Raw genomic sequence first — 16,737 nt, 5'->3', positions numbered from 1 at the left:
CACTGAACACCCACTGACCGATCTTCCGCCATGACCCTTTCGAAACTGGACCGCGCCGAGGTCGTGAAACGCCTGATCAGCCCGCGATCGATCGCCGTGATCGGCGCCTCGGCGGACTTCGGCAAGATCAACGGCCGCCCCCTCAAGCATCTGCTGGACAAGGGCTACGCCGGCCGCATCCTGCCGGTCAACCCCAAATACCGTCAGATCGGGGGGCTGCCCTGCCATCCGGACATCGAGAGCCTGCCCGAGGCGGCAGACCTGGCGATCGTCGCGGTACCGGCCGCCGACGTGCTCGCCGCCGTCGAGGCGCTGGGACGGCGTGGCATCCGCGCCGCGGTGATCTTCAGTTCCGGCTTCGGCGAAATGGGCGACGCGGGCCGCGCAATGGAGGCGACGCTGGCGCAGCGCGCGCGCGAATGCGGCGTCGTGCTGTGCGGGCCCAACTGCCTGGGCTTCATCAACGCCTTCGACAAGGTCTACGCCACCTTCAGCCAGTACGCGGACGGCGAGACCGGCCCGGGGCCGATCGCCTTCGTCACCCAGTCGGGCGCCTTCGGCACCGCCATCGCCGCCCTGGTGCGGCAGCGCGGCCTCGGGCTGGGCTACTTCATCAACACGGGCAACGAGGCGGACCTCGGCTTCAGCGAGCTGATGGCGAGTGTCATCGAGGACCCGCGCATTCGCGTCGCCGCCGGCTACCTCGAGGGCCTGGAGGACGGTGCTTCCCTGGTTCGCCTGGCGCAGCGCTGCCATGAACTGGGCAAGCCGCTGGTGCTGACCAAGGTCGGCAGGATGGCCTCGGGCGCGCGCGCCGCCGCCTCCCACACCGGCGCGCTGGCCGTGGAGGACGCGGTGTTCGACGCCGTGATCCGCCAGTACGGCGTGCTGCGCGCTCGCAACGAGGAGCAGATGCTCGACATGCTCGAAGCGCTGAGCCAGCCGCGCACCGCCGCCGGCAACGGCCTCGGCATTGCGACCCAGTCGGGCGGCGCCGGCGTGATGATGGCGGACCGCGCCGAGGAAATGGGGCTCGCCGTCCCGGAGCTCGCGCCGGCCACGCGCTCGCGGTTGGCCGAGGTGATGCCGGCCTTCGGCGCGATGGGCAATCCGGTCGACGTGACCGGCCAGTTCGTGGCGCGGCCCGAGTTGCTGCGCGAATCGGTGGTGGCGCTGATGGACGATCCGGGCGTGCACGTCGGCATCGTCTGGCTGCAGCTGATGACCGCCCACGTCGACACACTGGTGCGCATCTTCGACGAGATCCAGGCCCGCACCGACAAGCCCTTCTTCGTCTGCTGGGTGGCGGCGCCGCAGGAGGCGCTGCAGCGGCTGCGCGCGCTGGGCATCGTGGTCTACACCGCCGGCGAACGCGCGGTGGAGGCTGCCGCTGCGCTGGCACGCTGGAACGCCTTCCGGCAGAGTGCCGCCGGCCGCCAGGCCCTTCGATCGGCGACGACGATGCCGGCGCTGCCTACCGACCTGCGCGACGGCGTGCAGCCGACCGTGCAGGCGACCGAGTGGCTGCGCGCGGCCGGCGTGCCCATGGCCCCGGTGGCCCTGGCGCATGACGAGGACCAGGCCGTCGCACTGTGGCGCGCCGCCGGCGGCCCCGTGGCGCTGAAGATCGAATCGCCCGACATCACCCACAAGACCGAGGTCGGCGGCGTGCTGCTCAAGCTCGACGACGAGGCGGCTGTGCGCAAGGGCTTCGCCACCCTGATGCAGCGTGCCGCCGCGGCCGAGCCGGCGGCGCGGCTGCACGGCGTGGTGGTCCAGGGCATGGCGCAGGGCCACGTCGAGCTGGTGGTCGGCGTGCAGCGCAGTCCGGTGTTCGGCATGGTGGTGATGGTCGGCATCGGCGGCGTGCTGGTGGAAGTGCTCAAGGACGTCGCCTTCCGCCGTGCACCCTTCGACGAGCCAGAGGCGCTGCAGATGCTGGGCGAGCTGCGCATGGGCGCGTTGCTCGATGGCGTGCGCGGCCAGAGCGCGGTCGATCGCAGCGCCATCGCGCAGATGCTTGCGGGCCTGTCGCGCTTTGCCGCGGCGATGCAGGAGCGGCTGGCCGAGCTCGACCTCAATCCGGTGCTGGTCGGCCCCGACGGGCCGGTGGCAGTGGACTGCGTGATGGTGCTGCGCGAGAAGCGCGCGGCCAACGAGGCCGGCGGCTGAACGCGCCATCGGCTCATCAGGATTCCAACGAAAGGAGACACAGGCATGCGCTTTACTTCACGAATCATCGAGGGCGTCGGCACCGCTGCTGCTGCGGCGGCGCTGCTGCTCGGGGGCGGACAGGCCCTTGCGCAAGACCCCTATCCGAACCGCCCGGTCACCGTCATTGCGCCCTACAGCGCGGGCGGCGATGCCGACCTGGCGGCGCGCAACTTCGCGGCCGCCGCGCAGCGCGCGCTGGGCCAGGCCGTGGTGGTCATGAACAAGACCGGCGCCAGCGGCGTGATCGGATCGGCCCAGGTCATCGCGTCGCCGCCCGACGGCTACACCCTGCTGCTGGCGCGCACCGGGTCGCAGGCCATCTTGCCGGCCATCATGCCGTCGACGACCAAGTACAAGTGGGATGACTACACCTTCATCGGCACGCTGGAGCTCAATCCCTACGGCTGCATCGTGAACGCCAAGTCGCCCTACAAGACCTTCGAGGACCTGGTCGGCGCCATGCGCACCAAGGGCAAGAGCATGAACTTCGGCACTGCCGGCGTGCTCACCACCAACGACATGGGGCCGCGGCAGCTGTTCAGGCTTCTCAAGCTCACCGACCAGACGCCGACCCAGATCCCGTACAAGGGCACCGGCGAGGCCTCGATGTCGCTGGTCGCCGGCCAGACCGAATTCGCCTGCGGCAGCCTCGGGTCGTTCATCTCGCTGATCAAGAGCGGCGCGCTGAGGGCGCTGATGGTCACCAGCGCAGAGCGCATGGCCTCCATGCCCGAGGTGCCGACCGCGCGCGAGCTGGGCTATGGCGAGATGGAGGGCATCGTCGGGTGGAGCGCAGTCTTCGGCCCGCCGAAGCTGCCGGCCGAGGTGCGTGACCGGCTGGCGGCTGCGCTCAAGACCATCGCCGCGGACCCGGCCTGGATCGCCGCGACCGAGCAGACCGGCTCGATTCCCTTCGTTCGTCCGCCGGAGGAGACGCGCGACTTCGTGCGCAAGCAATACCAGCTCTACCGGTCACTGGGCGAGCAGCTCAACATCATCGACTCGAAGATGTAGGGCAGACGCTCGGTTCATCTGTAGAAGCCGCTCGCTCCGCGCGGAGAGCTCGCCGGCCGGTACGGCAGGCACCGCACATCCGGCCGGCCGAGCAGCGCCTACAGCGGCAACTGCTCACCGCGGGCAGTGCCGCGCGCCTGGGCGCGAACCGTGGCGCGCTCGATGCTGCCGCCCGACACCCGCGCCACGCCTTGGCCGTAGCCTTCGGCATAGGGATTGGCGCTGTGTGCAGCGGCGACGGCTTCGCTGCGCACGCTGCCGCGGTCGGTCGAGGCGCTCAGGACAGGCGCGACGCGCGACGAGACGCCTTCCGCATACGGGTTCTCGCTGCGTGCCGCGATCACGGCCTGGGTGCGCACGTCGGCGCGGCTGTTGGCCGAGACCGGCGCATGCACGCCATGGTAGGTCTCGGCCTGTGCGCCGGCAGCGGCGAAGAGCGAGAAAGCGGCTGCGGCAATGATCTTCGAGGTGGTGTTCATGTCAGTTCCTTCAAATGAATTGGATGGATGTCGAATCGGTCGGGATCGTCATTCCCGCCTTTCGAGCGGGTGTCGCCATTGCAGCGCGCGCATGTATCGACGATGTGTCGACCGAACCGGACTTTTGAACTGACGTGTAATCGCCAGGGCGGCGAACACACTGGAATACAACTGCCGGTGCGCTCTACTCGAAGAGCGGCAGCAGCTTGAGCCGTTGAACCTTGCCGGAAGGACCTCGCGGCAGTTCCTCCACGAAGCGATAGTGCCCCGGCGCCTTGTAGCGCCCGAGCGCGACCGCGCAGTACGCGCGCAGGTCTTCCTCGGTGCAGGCGCTGCCCTCGCGCAGGATCACGCAGACGCCGATCTCCTGCCCGTAGTGGCGGTCCGGCACGCCCACCGCGGCGGCGTCGCGCACCGCGGGATGCGCGAGCAGCGCCTCGTCGATCTCGCGCGGCGCGATGTTCTCGCCGCCCTTGATGATCAGTTCCTTGATGCGCCCCGTGACGAAGAAGAAGCCGTCGGCATCGCGGTGCCCGAGGTCGCCGGTTCGCAGCCATCCGTCGGGCGTGAAGCTGGCGCGCGTGGCCTCGTCGTTCTTGTAGTAGCCGAGCATCACGTTGGGCCCGCGAATCGCGAGCTCTCCGGTGGTCCCGTCGGGCACTTCGGAGAGCTGGGCGTCGATCACCCGCGCCTCGCAACCGGAGGCGCGGCCCACCGAGCCCAGCTTGCGCTTCGCAGGGTCCATGGGGTTGGAGAAGGAGGGCGCCGCGGTCTCGGTGAGGCCCATGGTTTCGACGATGCCGATGCCGAACATCTGCTCGAAGGCGCGGTGGTGCTCGGGCGGCAGTGCGGCCGAGGCCGAGCGGCAGAAGCGGATGGCCGCGGTCTGCGCCGGCGGCGGCTTCTCGCCTTCGAGCAGGTAGGAGATCATCGTCGGCACCAGGTTGATCCAGCTGCACCGGGCCTGAGCCGCCTGCTCCCAGAAGCGGCCGGCCGAGAACTTGGGCGGCATCGCCAGGCTGCCGCCGTGTGCGAGCGGCGACAGCATGGTCACTGCGAAGGCGTTGATGTGGTAGAGCGGCAGCACGGCGAGCACGCGATCGGCCGGACCCAGCCCATGTTCGGCGCTGATGGCTTGCGCATTGGCAACGAGATTGCGCTGGCTCAGCATCACGCCCTTGGGCATGCCGGTGGTGCCGGAGGTGTACATCAGCAGGGCCAGGTCCTCGGGCGCCGGGGCGGGCTCTTCGCCGATGGCGGGCGCTTCGGCCTCGCCCGGCAGGGTGACGGCCTCGGGCTCGACCACCATCAGCGACACCGGCCGCTCCACGCCCTGCAGCATGGCGCGCACGCGCTCTTCCCACTCGGGCGAGATGCACACCAGCCGGCAGTCGGAATGCGCGAGCACATAGCGCATCTGCTCGGGCTGCGACAGCAGGTTGACGGGATTCACGCACAGGCCGGCATGCATCGCGCCCAGCAGCACGCGCAGGGTCTGCAGGCCGTTGGGCATGACGAGCGAGACGGTGTCGCCCGGCTTCGCGCCATGCTGGCGCAGCACCGCCGCGACGCTTCGGCATCCGCGGGCCAGGTCGTCATAGCGCAGCGGCGGGCCGCCCTCGGTGGACAGTGCATAGATCGCCTCGGGCCGGCGCGCAGCCTGTTCCTCGATCAGTGCGCGAACGGTCGAGGCGCTCACTCGGCACCATGCCTGGCGAAGAACTCGCCGAAGATTTCCTCCTGGCTCGGCACGCGCTCGGGGATCGGCCGCGACACTCGCGTGATGTTGAGGTAGTGCCGGTAGTTCATGTTGTCCGAGAAGTTGTTCTTGCCCCAGGTGCCGCAACCCATCGACAGCGAGAAGGGCAGCCCGTTGTTGAAGCTGCCGCCGGTGGCAATGCAATGCGCCTGGTCGACGATCACCCGGGATACCTTCAAGGTCAGGCCCAGGCGCATGGCCCGTTCCGGCTCGGCGCTGTGCAGCCCCACCGAGTGGCCTGCGCCCTCGTAGGCGTAGATGCGCTCGACGGTGGCAGCGGCCTCCTCGAAGTCCTTCGCGGCATAGACCGCGAGCACAGGGCTCAGCTTCTCGCCCGAGTAAGGATGCTCGTGGCCCACGCCGTCCTCGGCCACCATGAGGATGAGTGGATGGCGCTCGGCGATCGCAATCCAGCCGGCGCGGCCCGCATCGTCCTGCGCCGCCGCCCGCTCGGCGATCTCGCGTGCCGACTTGCCGATCACCGCGGCCGAGAGCTTGCCCTCCGGCCACATCAGCGACTGCAGGGCTTTCTTCTGCGCCGCATCGAGCATGACCGCGCCGCGCGCCTCGAGCGCCGCGACCATGGATGCGCGCACCGCATCGACGACGATCAGGCTGTTCTCGGACGAGCAGCTGGTCGCGTTGTCGAAGGTCTTCGACAGCACGATGCGATCGGCCGCCAGCGCCGTGTCCGCCGTCTCGTCGACGATGCTGGCCACGTTGCCCGCGCCCACGCCGAAGGCCGGCGTGCCGCTCGCGTAGGCGGCGCGCACATTGGCCTGCGAGCCGGTGGCCACTACCAGGTCGCACAGGCGCATCAGCTCGCTCGTGGCCTGCTTGGTGACCGGGGTGGGCAGCAGCTGCACCAGGTCGCGCGGCGCGCCGATGCGGTCGAACTGCGCATGGATGAATTCGATGAGCCGCGCCGCCGTCGACCAGCCCTTGGGGGAGGGCGCGACGATCACCGCGTTGCGCCCCTTGAGTGCGTTGATGATCTTGTTGGCCGGCGTCGCGCCGGGATTGGTCGAGGGCGTGACGGCGCACACCACGCCCACCGGCCGCGCGATCTCGACGATGCCGCGCGCCGGGTCTTCCGAGATCACGCCCACCGAACGCGCGCCGCGCAGGTCGCGCAGCAGGCCGAAGGTCTTGCGATGGTTCTTGCCGACCTTGTCTTCCACGTTGCCGATGCCCGTGTCGGCCACCGCGAGCTCGGCCAACTCGCGGTTGCGCTTCGGCTCGATGATGGCCCAGCCCGCGGCGGCCACCGCCATGTCCACCTGGTCCTGCGACCAGGTTTCATAGATGCGCTGGGCCGAGCGCGCGCGGGCCACGAGTTCGGCGATGGGAGATGTCGAGTGTTCCATGAGCGTCATTCAATAGGGTTCTTTCTATGGGGGCTTGCGGTTCAGTCCACTCGGATGTTGGCCTCCTTGGCCAGCTTGTTCCAACGAACCAGTTCGGTGGACACCACCTTGCCGAGCTGCTCCGGCGTGCCGCCCACGCCTTCGCTGCCCTGAGCCAGCAGCTTGTCGCGGATCTCGGGCTCGCGCACGACGGTGTTGACCACGCGGTTGAGCTTCTCGATGGCGGCCTTGGGCGTCTTCGTGGGCACGAACATCGCGTACCAGGAGTCGACCTCGAAGTCGGCGATGCCCGCCTCCTGCATGGTCGGCACGTCGGGGAAGGCGGCGCTGCGCTTGGTGGTGGAGACGGCCAGCGCCTTGAGCTTGCCGGCCTTGACGAACTGCGCCGCCGCGGGAATGGACACCCACAGCAGCGGCACCTGGCCGCCCATCACGTCGGTCACGGCCGGGCCGCCGCCGCGGTAGGGCACGTGCGTCATCTCGGTGCCGGTGCGCAGCTTGAACAGCTCGCCGGCCAGGTGGCCGGGCGAGCCGTTGCCCACAGTGGCATAGGACAGCGATCCCGGCTTGGCCTTGGCCATCGCCACCAGCTCGGCCACGTTGTTGACCGGGAAGCTGGCGTTGGCCACCAGGATCTGCGGCAGCGAGGCCACCATCGCGACCGGCTCGAAGTCCCTCTGCGTGTCGAAGGGAAGCTTGGCGTAAATCGCAGGGTTGATGGTGTGCGAGGAGAGCGTGAACAGCACCGTGTAGCCGTCCGCCGCCGACTTGGCCGCGAGCTCGGTGCCGATCGAGCCCGCCGCGCCGCCGCGGTTGTCGATCACCACCGGCTGGCCCAGCTGGGCCTGGAAGCGCTCCTGCACGATGCGCGCGATCACGTCGGTGCCGCCGCCGGGCGGGTAGGGGACGATCAGCTTGATGGGCTTGGTGGGGTAGTCGGGGCCGTTGCTGCCGCTGCTGCCTTGTGCCTGCGTGGCGAAGGGCGCGGCGAGCGCGGCCGCCGTCAGGACGGCGGTGCGCAGCCAGGGGGCGAAGCGAATCATTCCAGTCTCCTTCTCTTGGGGGTGGTCGTCGTCATCGGCCCCGGGCCTACCCGGTAGCCCAGCGTGGCGCTGGCGTCGCGCGCGCAGGTCATGACCTGCTCGGCGAGGCCGCGTGCCTGAGTGCGCGCAAAGCGGATCGAGGGCACGCTCATGCCCAGTGCAGCGACCGCTTCGCCTCGCGCATTGAAGACCGGCGCGCCCAGCCCGCAGACGCCGAGCCTCCATTCCTCGCGGTTCTCGGCATAGCCGCGCGCGCGGGTGCGCTCGAGTTCGGCGTGGAGCGCGTCGAAGCCGGTGATGCTGTTGGGCGTGTGCGGCACGAGTGTGCCCAGGCGCGCGCGCAGCGCGGCCACATCGAGCTGCGCCGCAGCGAGCAGCGCCTTGCCCGAGGCCACGCAGTAGGCGGCCGCGCGGCCGCCCACGCGCGAGTAGGCGGCCACCGGCAGCGGGCTGTCGAACTTGTCGAGGTAGACGATCTCGGCGCCGTCGAGGGCCGCCAGGTGGATGGTCTCGCCCGTGGCCTGCGCCAGCGCCGCGAGGTGCGGGCGCAGCAGCGCGCCGATGTCCGCCACCTCGGCCACCAGGGAGCCGAGCTCGAACAGGCGCAGGCTCGGGCGGTAGGCGCTGGTCGCCGGGTCCTGCACCGCCCAGCCGCATTCCACCAGCGTCTGCAGCGTGCGATGCGCATTGCTGCGCGCCATGCCGAAGGCCTGGGCCAGGTCGGTCACGCGGCAGTCGCGCTGCTGGCGCACCATCCATTCGATGGCAGCGAGGCCCTTGGCAAGCGTGGAGTCCATGGGGTTCCTGGATCGGTTGTTCTAAATACTAGAACAACGTTCGCACATATGGAACAACTTTAGGAGCCTGATGCAGTGCTGTCAACCGGGGCAGCCATGATCTTTGCGCGAAGACCACTGTGCAAAGCTTCTCGAAATCGGCGGGTTTGTAGGTCGAAAGACCCCGTCATTCGACCAAAGTCGCTACACCGCCCGGGCGATGTCATGACATCGCGACGCGGCGGGACACGCGTCCGGTGAGCGACGCGCCACCGGCCGAGTCCGGCACCCCTGGCCGTCGCGGCCACCCCTGACACCCCCGCCACGCGGGGCGATGCGTCCTCCGCCCGGCAAGACCAGCATCACCACCCATCGAGTCACGGCCCGTGACGGTGCCTTGGTTGCAGGTGAAACGAATACTTTCGTAGGCTTTTTGTCATGCCCAAGGGCCGGCCTGAAGGGGCGCTCTGTCCCGAGCAAAAAAGGACGAAGCGCTCATGTATCCATTTGTCTTACTTTTTAAAGTCGCTCCAACGAAAGAAATTTGGTCCAAGCGTTACAGGCGATCTGCGACGAGCAACTGTTTGGAGAGCTACATGCCATTTGCCGGATACCCGTCTTTTGCCCTGACCACTTTATGGAAGGAAGAGGCAGGGGTTTCGTTCATGGAGTTTGCGCTGGTCGGCTCGCTCGTTCTGGTTTTCTGCATGCTTTTGTTGCTTGCGTGGAGCAAGAGCGCCTGAGGAAGCAAGACCCATCAAGGTCAATTCAAGAAATCGATCGAATCAGCCGGAAAAAATCATCATGCAAGAGTTTTATGCATTCCTCGAGCTTCTCGCCATGCTGGCGTTCGACCCACGCGTCGTGGTGCTATTTGTTTTGCTGGCGATTGCTGCCGTCAGCGATTACAGGACCTACCGCATTCCCAACTGGCTGACTTTCGGCGGCAGCGCATTTGCATTGGTCTACAAGACCGTCATTGCGGTGTCTCCAGGCTCGGCCTTCATGGTGGCCTTCGGTGGGTTTTTCCTCGGTTTCCTCATCATGCTGCCGCCCTATGCACTGGGCGTGATGGGTGCCGGGGATGTGAAACTGATGGCGATGGTCGGCGCTTTCCTGGGCGTCGATGAAACATTCAATGCGGTGCTTTTCGCTTTCATCGTCGGGGGCGTCGGTGCATTGGGATTTGCGCTGCTGCACCAAAAGCTGGGCCGCATGCTGCGCAATGCAAAGAACGTGTTGCAGGGCATGGCGTTGTCGGCCTTGGTCCGCGTGAAGCCGCATGGCGAAATCGATGCGGAGCAGTCGATCGGAAAACTCCCGTATGGCGTGTGCATCAGCATTGGAACGGTCGCTTATGTGCTGAGCCGGCAATTGGGCTACGCCTGATCCGCCACGTCAAATTCAGCGATCAATTCATCGGGGCATGAAATGAGAAATATCAAGGCAATGGGTCTTTTGATTCTGGCGCTGCTGATCGGGCTGGTCGCCGCGGTCTATGCGAGCGGCTGGGTCTCCCGGCAGGGCGGCATTGCTTCCGACAAGGTGGTGGTGGCGGTGGTCGACATCGAACTGGGCAGCCGCATCAATTCGCAGATGCTGACCACCGTCGACTGGCCGAGCGGCTCCGTGCCGGCGGGTGCCTTCAAGGACATGAAGGACGTCCAGGAGCGAGTCGCGAAGGTCAGCCTGCTGCGCGGCGAGGCGATCCTCGAGGGCAAGTTGGCGCCGGTGGGCACGCAGGGCGGCCTGTCCGCGGTCATTGCCCCGGGCAAGCGAGCGATGACGGTTCGCGTCAATGACGTGGTGGGCGTGGCCGGCTTCGCGCTGCCCGGCAACTACGTGGACATCGTCGTGAACGCCCAGCAGGACAAGGGCAAGGGCGAGGAAGGCAAGCAGATCAGCAAGACGGTGCTCGAGCACGTCCTGGTCCTGGCCGTCGCTCAAGAGGCGAGCCGCGACGACACCAAGCCGAAGGTGGTCAGTGCCGTGACGCTCGAGCTCTCGCTCGAGGACTCGGAAAAGCTCGACCTGGCTCGCAGCGTCGGCACCCTGTCCCTGGTGCTGCGCAACCAGGTCGACAAGACGATGGTCGCGACCTCGGGCATCACCAAGAGCCAGCTCTTCGGCGAGAAGGAACTCTTGCCCGTGGTGCTCGCAGCGCCTGCGCCCACTGCAGCCAAGCCGCGAGTCCCCGGCGGCAAGCCCGCCATCCGAACACCCGCAGCGGAGTGCGTCGAAGTGATCCAAAGCTCGGCTCGCGCGCTCAGCTGCTTCTAGCAAGACATCGAGGAGAGTCCAAGTGCACAACAAAGCCTATTTCGCCAGCCTGCTCGCGGCACTCGCGGTCGCCGGCCCTGCCTTCGGGGCCGACAACCCTCCGGTCGCCCAGGCCCCCGCAGTGGCTCCCGCGGCACCCGCGGCTCCTGCGGCCCGGCGCTGCACCTCCATCGTCTCGGACGACCAGCCCACCTACGTGACCCTGGGCAAGTCTGCGGTCATCCCGCTGAAGTCGCGGGTCACTCGCATCCTCGTCGGCGGTCCCTCGGGTGGCGGGGGCCGGCCGGCCGCCCCCTCGGTGGCGCCCGGCGTGGGTGCGATGCCGGGCGGCGCCCCGGCGGCAGCGGGCGGCGGCGGCGACGGCGTCGCCGATCTGGAAGTGAGTCTGCTCAGCCCGACCGACCTGTTCTTCAAGGGCCGGACCGCCGGTTCCATGAACGTGGTCCTGCAGAACGCCGAGGGCACATGTTTCATCAAGGACATCGTCGTCACCGTCGACACGATGGCCCTGCAGGCGAAGCTGGCCGAGCTGATGCCCGAGGAAAGAGGCATCCGGGTGCGCGGGGCCGAGCGTTCCATCGTGCTCACGGGCGAAGTCAGCAACTCGCTCAAGCTCGACGATGTGATGCACCTGGCCAGCTCGTACGGCGACGGCAAGAAGGTGGTGAACCTGCTGCGCGTCACGACGCCGCAGCAGGTCATGCTCGAAGTCAAGATCGCCGAGGTCAGCAAGACGCTGCTCGACAAGCTGGGTTCGAGCATCGCTGCGCGCAGGTTCACCAGCGGCGGCTCCAACACCTACACCTTGATCTCCAGCTTCCTGAGCGGCGGCGGCGGCTTCGTGGAGGCGCTGCGGGTCGGCAAGACGGCCATCTCGCTCGACGGCCAGAAGGACGATGGCCTGGTGCGCGTGCTGGCCGAGCCCAACATCATGGCCATCAGCGGCCAGCAGGCGAGCTTCCTCTCGGGCGGCAAGATCTTCATTCCGGTGTCCCAGAGCCAGAACGGCGGCTTTCCCACCATCACCCTGGAGGAGAAGGAATTCGGCATCGGCGTGAAGTTCACGCCCACCGTGCTGGACGGCAGCCGGGTGCATCTCAAGATGGTGTCGGAGGTGTCGGACCTCACCCAGACGGGCTCGCCCTTCACCTCCGTCAACGGCATCACCGCGGTGCTGCCTTCGCTCACCGTGCGCCGCGCCGATACCACCGTGCAACTCAACGACGGCCAGAGCCTGGTCATCGCCGGGCTGATCAAGAACAACGTCAACGAGACGGTCAAGCGCTATCCGGGGCTGGGCGAAGTGCCGGTGGTGGGCGCACTGGCCCGCAGCACCGAGTTCCAGAACGAGCAGACCGAGCTGCTGTTCGTGATTACCCCGCGCATGGTCAAGCCGTTGGCCGAGTCGCCACGCCTGCCCACCGACAACCACGTCGTGCCCAGCCGCGCCGAGCTCTATCTCAACGGCGCGTTGGAGAGCTCGACGCCCGCGCCGGCCGCTACCGCTCCCTAAACCAAGTGAAGAGGACCGTCATGAACATGAAGCTTCTGGCCATCGCAGCGCTCGCCGGTCTGCTGACGGGCTGCGCATCGACAACAACCCCGAACTACGACAAGCGCTTCGGCGAGGCGGTGCGCGACGCCAAGCGGCAGATGACCATCAATCCCGATGCGGGAAAGAACACCGACCTTGCTACCGGCTTGGACGGCAGGGCAGCGCGCGAATCGATGCTTCGCTACCAGGACACCTACAAGACGCCGCCGCCCGCAATCAACGTCATCAACATCGGCGGCGGCATCGGTAATTCGAAGTAAGCAAAGCCCAATAGCAACGTTCGAAAGAAAGGAGTTGAGCCCACTAACTCACAGCAAGACATCAATCCACGAACTCATTTTTCTTCTTTCAATCATCAACCCAATAGGTAATCACATGAACAAGTTTGTCAATGCCATCCGCAACTCCGTCGGCTCCTTCATCAAGGATGACGAAGGCGCACAAGTCGTCGAGTACGCGCTGATCATCGCTGTCGTCTCGATCGCCCTGGTGATCGCGCTTTCGGCACTGACCGCCAACGGCGGGAGCTTCGCTACTTTCATCAATCGCGTTGTTCTCTGCCTGACCGTCGCGAACAGCTGCGCCTGACGATGACCGGAACGGGGACCGGCGATGGCAGCCCATCGCCTGTCCTCCTCCGTCCAACCCCTGCGGCATTCCGCGTCAGCCCGACCCAAAGGAAATCCTCATGCTTGCCAAGCTGATCCAACACGAAGACGGCTCTCAGGTCGTGGAGTACGCGCTGATCATCGCGCTGATTTCCATCGTGCTGGTCCTGGCAGTGCAGCCGCTGATCATCTCCGCGGGTATCGGGTCCTTCATCACACGCCTGGCCGCCTGCCTGACGACCGGGACATGCCCCTAATCCGCCCGGCGGACCACCAGGAAGGAGAAATCCCATGCGCTACGTGATGGCTCGTCGTCGTCGCCAAGGCGGGGCCGTGATCCTGACGGCGGCCTTTGTGCTGCTGTTCCTGCTCGGCTTCATGGGCATCGCGCTGGACTTCGGTCACCTCTTCATCGTGAAGACGGAGCTGCAGACGGCGATGGACAGTTGCGCGCTGGCGGCCGCGAGGGAACTGGACGGCCAGAGCACGGCGCTGACCCGCGCCACCAGTGCCGGCATGAACGCCGGCAACCAGAACAGCGTCAACATGCAGTCCGCCACCTGGAGTGGACAAGGCCAGATCGTGGCCACGGACATCAGCTTCAGGGATGCGGCCTACGCCCCCACCACGGTTGCGGCAGCCGCGCGCTATGCGCAGTGTCAGCACACACAGCCCAACGTGGCGATGTGGCTCATGCCGGCCATCGGCGCCTTCGCCGGCGACACCGCCGGCAATCCGAGTACCCGCAGCGTCGCGGCGATGGCGGTGGCAACGCGCGCCAGCGCCCAGACCACCTGCCCGATCCCGGTCGCGCTCAAGCCGATGCCCGGGGGCACCGCGCCGGACTACGGCTTCACGGTCGGCCAATGGGTGACGCTCATCAACGCACAGAATGCGGCCGTGGGCGGCGAGATCGGCTGGGCCAACCTGGATGGCAGCAACAACGCCTCCGAGACCGAGGCCGAGCTCAACGGCTTCTGCGGCACCGAGGTGGGCGACACGCTCGGCACGCCCGGCGTGCAGACATCGGTGGCCGATGCGTGGAACGCGCGCTTCGGCATCTACAAGAACAGCAGCGGCCCGGACCAGAACCGGCCCGACCTGACCGGCTATGCCTACACCGCGACCAACTGGCCGGCCGCCTTCAATGCCTACGACGGCTCGCCGGGCGCCGGGGCGCATGCGAGTGCGCAGAACTACGTGACCAAGCGCGCGAGCTACGCCTCCTGCGCCGACACCGGCACCCGGGTCAGGGGAGCGAACAGCTGCGAGTCGATCACCGGCTTGTCGCTGAACAGCTTCCAGAAGCTGGCGACGCCCGGCCCCGTGGCGGGTGGCCATATGCAGTACGGGCAAAGCCGCCGGATCGTGACCGTGCCGGTCATCAATGGCGCCAACGGCGTGATCGACTACGCCTGCATGCTGATGCTGCAGCCGCTCACCGTTCCGATGTCCAACGTCCAGCTGGAATTCAGGGGCAATGCCGGTGCGCTCGGCAGTCCCTGCACCACCAGCGGACTGCCCGGCGGCACGGCGGGGCCCCTCGTTCCGGTGCTCGTGCGGTGAAGACCATGAAGATCCTCAGAAAAAACCAACGCGGCGTGGCCCTGATCGAGCTGGCTTTGATCATCCCGCTGCTGATGCTGCTGACCTTCATCACGACCGAGTTCGGCCGCGCGGTGTACGAGTACAACACCCTCACCAAGTCGGCGCGCGACGCCGTGCGCTACCTCTCGTTCCAGACGCCCGGCACCCACATCACGCAGGCGCAAAACCTCATGGTGTACGGCAACCTGGCCGGCACGGGCTCGCCTCTGGCGCGCGGCCTCAGCCTCTCGAACGTGCCGGCGGGGAGCTGCTGCACCTGGCAGACCACGGGTTCCAACCCGGCCATCACCACCGTCACCGTGCGGGTGAGCAACTACACCTTCCAGCCGCTCCTTCCCAGCTTTCTGGGATTGGCCTTCGGAGACGCCAACGGCGACATCGTCTTCACCGACATCACCGCCACCATGAGGGGCCCGACATGAAGAGAAACAAGCAAACCGGCGCCACGGCCGTCGAGTTCGCGTTCGCCCTGATGGTGTTCCTCACCTTCCTGCTGGGCATCACGGACTTCAGCCGCATGCTCTTCACCTGGAACGCGGCGCAGGAAGCCACCCGGGCCGGCGCCCGCTACGCCGTGGTCTGCGACGACACGGGCCAGCAGGGCCTGGTGCTCGCGAAGATGCAAGGCATGCTGCCGCAGATCACCAGCATCAGCGTCGTCTGGACGCCCACGGGGTGCAATTCCGTCAACTGCGAGGGCGTGACGGTGAGCATCACCGGCCTCAACTACCAATGGATTTCGCCAGTCGCGGGGGTGAGTGGGCTGGCGCCCATCCCGATGCCCACCTTCTCCACCTTCCTGCCGCGTGAAGTCATGCGGCAGGACCCGAACAGTGCCTCGATCTGCTCTTAAGGAAGTCTCATGAAGATCGCCATCATCTCGCCGAACAAGAATCACCATCAGGAAATGGGCAAGGTGCTCGAAGCGCTGTCGCACGCCGTCGTGCTGTTCGACGGCGGCAAGAGCCGGATGCGCCAGGTGGCCGAGCAGGAGCAGCCGGACCTGATGCTGGTCGACGGCATGTGCTGCGACCCGAACGAACTCGCGCTGGTCGAGTACGTCACCACCCATCACCCCAAGATCGCCGTCATCCTGATGTGCGCGGCCCAGACGCCGGAGTTCCTGATCAACTCGATGCGCGCCGGCGTGCGCGAGGTGCTGCCGTCGCCGGTGCCGGCGGCGGCGCTGGAGGCGGCCGTGGGGCGGCTGGCGGCCAAGCTCGCGGGCATGCAGGGGCATGCTGCCGGGAGGGTGCTGGCCTTCATGTCCTGCAAGGGCGGCAGCGGCGCCACCTTCCTGTCGACCAACCTGGGTTGGCAGCTGGCCGCCGAGTCGAAATCCGTGCTGCTGATCGACCTGGATCTGCAGTTCGGCGACGCGCTGTCCTACGTGAGCGACGGGCGGCCGAACTCGACGATCGCCGACATCGCGCACGATATCAGCCGGCTGGACGCTTCCTTCCTGGCGGCCAGCACCTTCAAGGTTGCGCCCAACTACAGCATCCTGGCGGCGCCCGAGGACCTGTCGAAGGCGATGGAGGTCAAGGCGGAGCACGTCGATGCCATCGTCAGCCTGGCCGCGACGCGCTACGACTTCGTGCTGCTCGATGTGGGGCGCACTCTGAATACGCTCGTCATTCGTGCGCTCGATCGCGCGGAACGCATCTACCCGGTGCTGCAGGCCGGTCTGCCTTACATCCGGAATGCGACCAAGCTGTTGTCGGCCTTCAAGTCGCTGGGCTATCACGCGAACAAGGTCGAGCTGATCGTCAACCGCTACGAGAAGAGCGGCGAGATCGCCCTGGCCGACATGCGGCGCGCCCTGGGTCCCGTGACCCTGCTCACCGTGCCGGATGCCTACAAGGAGGTCAATGCCTCGATCAACCACGGCGTCCCGCTGGTCGAGATCGCCCGCGCCAATCCGGTGAGCCGGAGCCTGGCCGACCTCGCGCTCGCACTCAGCCCCCGACAGGAAGAGTCGCCCAGCTTGCTGGGCCGGCTCTTCCGCAGGGCGTAACCAGGGCCGCACCGGCA

General features: G+C 67.1%; 18 protein-coding genes. 13 read left to right on the top strand and 5 right to left on the bottom strand.

Annotated features, from left to right (window positions below; all coding sequences use genetic code 11):
• Positions 1-30: 30 nt before the first annotated feature.
• Both AC3A6X_RS09060 and AC3A6X_RS09055 read left to right on the top strand, forming a co-directional pair.
• A complete protein-coding gene (locus AC3A6X_RS09060; RefSeq protein WP_487841888.1) occupies positions 31-2,172 on the top strand; it encodes an acetate--CoA ligase family protein in 2,142 nt (713 codons plus the stop codon).
• A 45-nt stretch (positions 2,173-2,217) separates the two neighbouring features.
• Positions 2,218-3,228 (top strand): tripartite tricarboxylate transporter substrate binding protein, encoded by a 1,011-nt coding sequence (locus tag AC3A6X_RS09055; protein WP_487841887.1) that lies wholly within the window; start codon positions 2,218-2,220, stop codon positions 3,226-3,228.
• A gap of 98 nt (positions 3,229-3,326) precedes the next feature.
• On the opposite strand, the gene AC3A6X_RS09050 is transcribed toward AC3A6X_RS09055, so the two are convergent.
• The 5 genes from AC3A6X_RS09050 to AC3A6X_RS09030 all read right to left on the bottom strand — a co-directional run bounded on the left by AC3A6X_RS09050 (position 3,327) and on the right by AC3A6X_RS09030 (position 8,673).
• On the bottom strand, positions 3,327-3,707 hold the full coding sequence (locus tag AC3A6X_RS09050; RefSeq protein WP_487841886.1) for a helicase SNF2: 381 nt from the start codon (positions 3,705-3,707) through the stop codon (positions 3,327-3,329).
• Positions 3,708-3,891: 184 nt separating this feature from the next.
• Positions 3,892-5,406 carry an AMP-binding protein gene (locus tag AC3A6X_RS09045; protein ID WP_487841885.1) on the bottom strand — a complete coding sequence of 505 codons (1,515 nt, stop codon included), beginning with the start codon at positions 5,404-5,406 and terminating at the stop codon, positions 3,892-3,894.
• On the bottom strand, positions 5,403-6,833 hold the full coding sequence (gene sauS, locus AC3A6X_RS09040; RefSeq protein WP_487842418.1) for an acylating sulfoacetaldehyde dehydrogenase: 1,431 nt from the start codon (positions 6,831-6,833) through the stop codon (positions 5,403-5,405). Before sauS ends, AC3A6X_RS09045 begins: the two co-directional genes overlap by 4 nt.
• A gap of 41 nt (positions 6,834-6,874) precedes the next feature.
• Positions 6,875-7,876, bottom strand: coding sequence for a tripartite tricarboxylate transporter substrate binding protein (locus AC3A6X_RS09035; RefSeq protein ID WP_487841884.1), 1,002 nt, complete (start codon positions 7,874-7,876; stop codon positions 6,875-6,877).
• On the bottom strand, positions 7,873-8,673 hold the full coding sequence (locus AC3A6X_RS09030) for an IclR family transcriptional regulator (RefSeq protein WP_487841883.1): 801 nt from the start codon (positions 8,671-8,673) through the stop codon (positions 7,873-7,875). The genes AC3A6X_RS09035 and AC3A6X_RS09030 overlap by 4 nt, the downstream gene beginning before the upstream one ends.
• 575 nt (positions 8,674-9,248) lie before the next feature.
• On the opposite strand from AC3A6X_RS09030, the gene AC3A6X_RS09025 reads away from it, so the two are divergent.
• The 11 genes from AC3A6X_RS09025 (at position 9,249) to AC3A6X_RS08975 (ending at position 16,720) form a co-directional block, all read left to right on the top strand.
• A complete protein-coding gene (locus AC3A6X_RS09025) occupies positions 9,249-9,395 on the top strand; it encodes a hypothetical protein (protein ID WP_487841882.1) in 147 nt (48 codons plus the stop codon).
• A 61-nt stretch (positions 9,396-9,456) separates the two neighbouring features.
• The gene (locus AC3A6X_RS09020) at positions 9,457-10,041 is read left to right on the top strand and encodes an A24 family peptidase (protein WP_487841881.1); all 585 of its coding nucleotides are present in this window, start codon (positions 9,457-9,459) and stop codon (positions 10,039-10,041) included.
• Positions 10,042-10,083: 42 nt separating this feature from the next.
• A complete protein-coding gene (cpaB, locus tag AC3A6X_RS09015; protein WP_487841880.1) occupies positions 10,084-10,932 on the top strand; it encodes a Flp pilus assembly protein CpaB in 849 nt (282 codons plus the stop codon).
• Positions 10,933-10,954: 22 nt separating this feature from the next.
• Positions 10,955-12,445 carry a type II and III secretion system protein family protein gene (locus tag AC3A6X_RS09010; protein WP_487841879.1) on the top strand — a complete coding sequence of 497 codons (1,491 nt, stop codon included), beginning with the start codon at positions 10,955-10,957 and terminating at the stop codon, positions 12,443-12,445.
• A gap of 20 nt (positions 12,446-12,465) precedes the next feature.
• The gene (locus AC3A6X_RS09005) at positions 12,466-12,747 is read left to right on the top strand and encodes a hypothetical protein (protein ID WP_487841878.1); all 282 of its coding nucleotides are present in this window, start codon (positions 12,466-12,468) and stop codon (positions 12,745-12,747) included.
• A gap of 115 nt (positions 12,748-12,862) precedes the next feature.
• The gene (locus AC3A6X_RS09000) at positions 12,863-13,075 is read left to right on the top strand and encodes a Flp family type IVb pilin (RefSeq protein WP_487841877.1); all 213 of its coding nucleotides are present in this window, start codon (positions 12,863-12,865) and stop codon (positions 13,073-13,075) included.
• 100 nt (positions 13,076-13,175) lie between these two features.
• A complete protein-coding gene (locus AC3A6X_RS08995) occupies positions 13,176-13,352 on the top strand; it encodes a Flp family type IVb pilin (protein ID WP_487841876.1) in 177 nt (58 codons plus the stop codon).
• Between the two features lie 34 nt (positions 13,353-13,386).
• Positions 13,387-14,661, top strand: a complete 1,275-nt coding sequence (locus AC3A6X_RS08990; protein WP_487841875.1) for a pilus assembly protein TadG-related protein — start codon at positions 13,387-13,389, stop codon at positions 14,659-14,661.
• A gap of 5 nt (positions 14,662-14,666) precedes the next feature.
• The gene (locus tag AC3A6X_RS08985; protein ID WP_487841874.1) at positions 14,667-15,125 is read left to right on the top strand and encodes a TadE/TadG family type IV pilus assembly protein; all 459 of its coding nucleotides are present in this window, start codon (positions 14,667-14,669) and stop codon (positions 15,123-15,125) included.
• The gene (locus AC3A6X_RS08980; RefSeq protein ID WP_487841873.1) at positions 15,122-15,556 is read left to right on the top strand and encodes a TadE/TadG family type IV pilus assembly protein; all 435 of its coding nucleotides are present in this window, start codon (positions 15,122-15,124) and stop codon (positions 15,554-15,556) included. The genes AC3A6X_RS08985 and AC3A6X_RS08980 overlap by 4 nt, the downstream gene beginning before the upstream one ends.
• 9 nt (positions 15,557-15,565) lie before the next feature.
• Positions 15,566-16,720 (top strand): CpaE/TadZ family protein, encoded by a 1,155-nt coding sequence (locus AC3A6X_RS08975; protein ID WP_487841872.1) that lies wholly within the window; start codon positions 15,566-15,568, stop codon positions 16,718-16,720.
• The last annotated feature ends 17 nt before the right edge of the window (positions 16,721-16,737 follow it).

The organism is Variovorax sp. Soil_C_12, from assembly GCF_057657375.1.
The sequence above is the reverse complement of the archived record's forward strand: the minus strand, read 5'-3'. Positions and strand labels throughout refer to the sequence as shown.

Excerpts from the sequence above, each read along its gene's own strand:
- AC3A6X_RS09020 (WP_487841881.1), top strand. The coding sequence starts at position 9,457 with ATGCAAGAGTTTTATGCATTCCTCGAGCTTCTCGCCATGCTGGCGTTC.
- sauS (WP_487842418.1), bottom strand. The coding sequence starts at position 6,833 with ATGGAACACTCGACATCTCCCATCGCCGAACTCGTGGCCCGCGCGCGC.
- AC3A6X_RS08995 (WP_487841876.1), top strand. The coding sequence starts at position 13,176 with ATGCTTGCCAAGCTGATCCAACACGAAGACGGCTCTCAGGTCGTGGAG.
- AC3A6X_RS08980 (WP_487841873.1), top strand. The coding sequence starts at position 15,122 with ATGAAGAGAAACAAGCAAACCGGCGCCACGGCCGTCGAGTTCGCGTTC.
- AC3A6X_RS09005 (WP_487841878.1), top strand. The coding sequence starts at position 12,466 with ATGAACATGAAGCTTCTGGCCATCGCAGCGCTCGCCGGTCTGCTGACG.
- AC3A6X_RS09060 (WP_487841888.1), top strand. The coding sequence starts at position 31 with ATGACCCTTTCGAAACTGGACCGCGCCGAGGTCGTGAAACGCCTGATC.
- AC3A6X_RS09050 (WP_487841886.1), bottom strand. The coding sequence starts at position 3,707 with ATGAACACCACCTCGAAGATCATTGCCGCAGCCGCTTTCTCGCTCTTC.
- AC3A6X_RS09055 (WP_487841887.1), top strand. The coding sequence starts at position 2,218 with ATGCGCTTTACTTCACGAATCATCGAGGGCGTCGGCACCGCTGCTGCT.
- AC3A6X_RS09030 (WP_487841883.1), bottom strand. The coding sequence starts at position 8,673 with ATGGACTCCACGCTTGCCAAGGGCCTCGCTGCCATCGAATGGATGGTG.
- AC3A6X_RS09025 (WP_487841882.1), top strand. The coding sequence starts at position 9,249 with ATGCCATTTGCCGGATACCCGTCTTTTGCCCTGACCACTTTATGGAAG.
- AC3A6X_RS09035 (WP_487841884.1), bottom strand. The coding sequence starts at position 7,876 with ATGATTCGCTTCGCCCCCTGGCTGCGCACCGCCGTCCTGACGGCGGCC.
- cpaB (WP_487841880.1), top strand. The coding sequence starts at position 10,084 with ATGAGAAATATCAAGGCAATGGGTCTTTTGATTCTGGCGCTGCTGATC.
- AC3A6X_RS09000 (WP_487841877.1), top strand. The coding sequence starts at position 12,863 with ATGAACAAGTTTGTCAATGCCATCCGCAACTCCGTCGGCTCCTTCATC.
- AC3A6X_RS08985 (WP_487841874.1), top strand. The coding sequence starts at position 14,667 with ATGAAGATCCTCAGAAAAAACCAACGCGGCGTGGCCCTGATCGAGCTG.
- AC3A6X_RS08990 (WP_487841875.1), top strand. The coding sequence starts at position 13,387 with ATGCGCTACGTGATGGCTCGTCGTCGTCGCCAAGGCGGGGCCGTGATC.
- AC3A6X_RS08975 (WP_487841872.1), top strand. The coding sequence starts at position 15,566 with ATGAAGATCGCCATCATCTCGCCGAACAAGAATCACCATCAGGAAATG.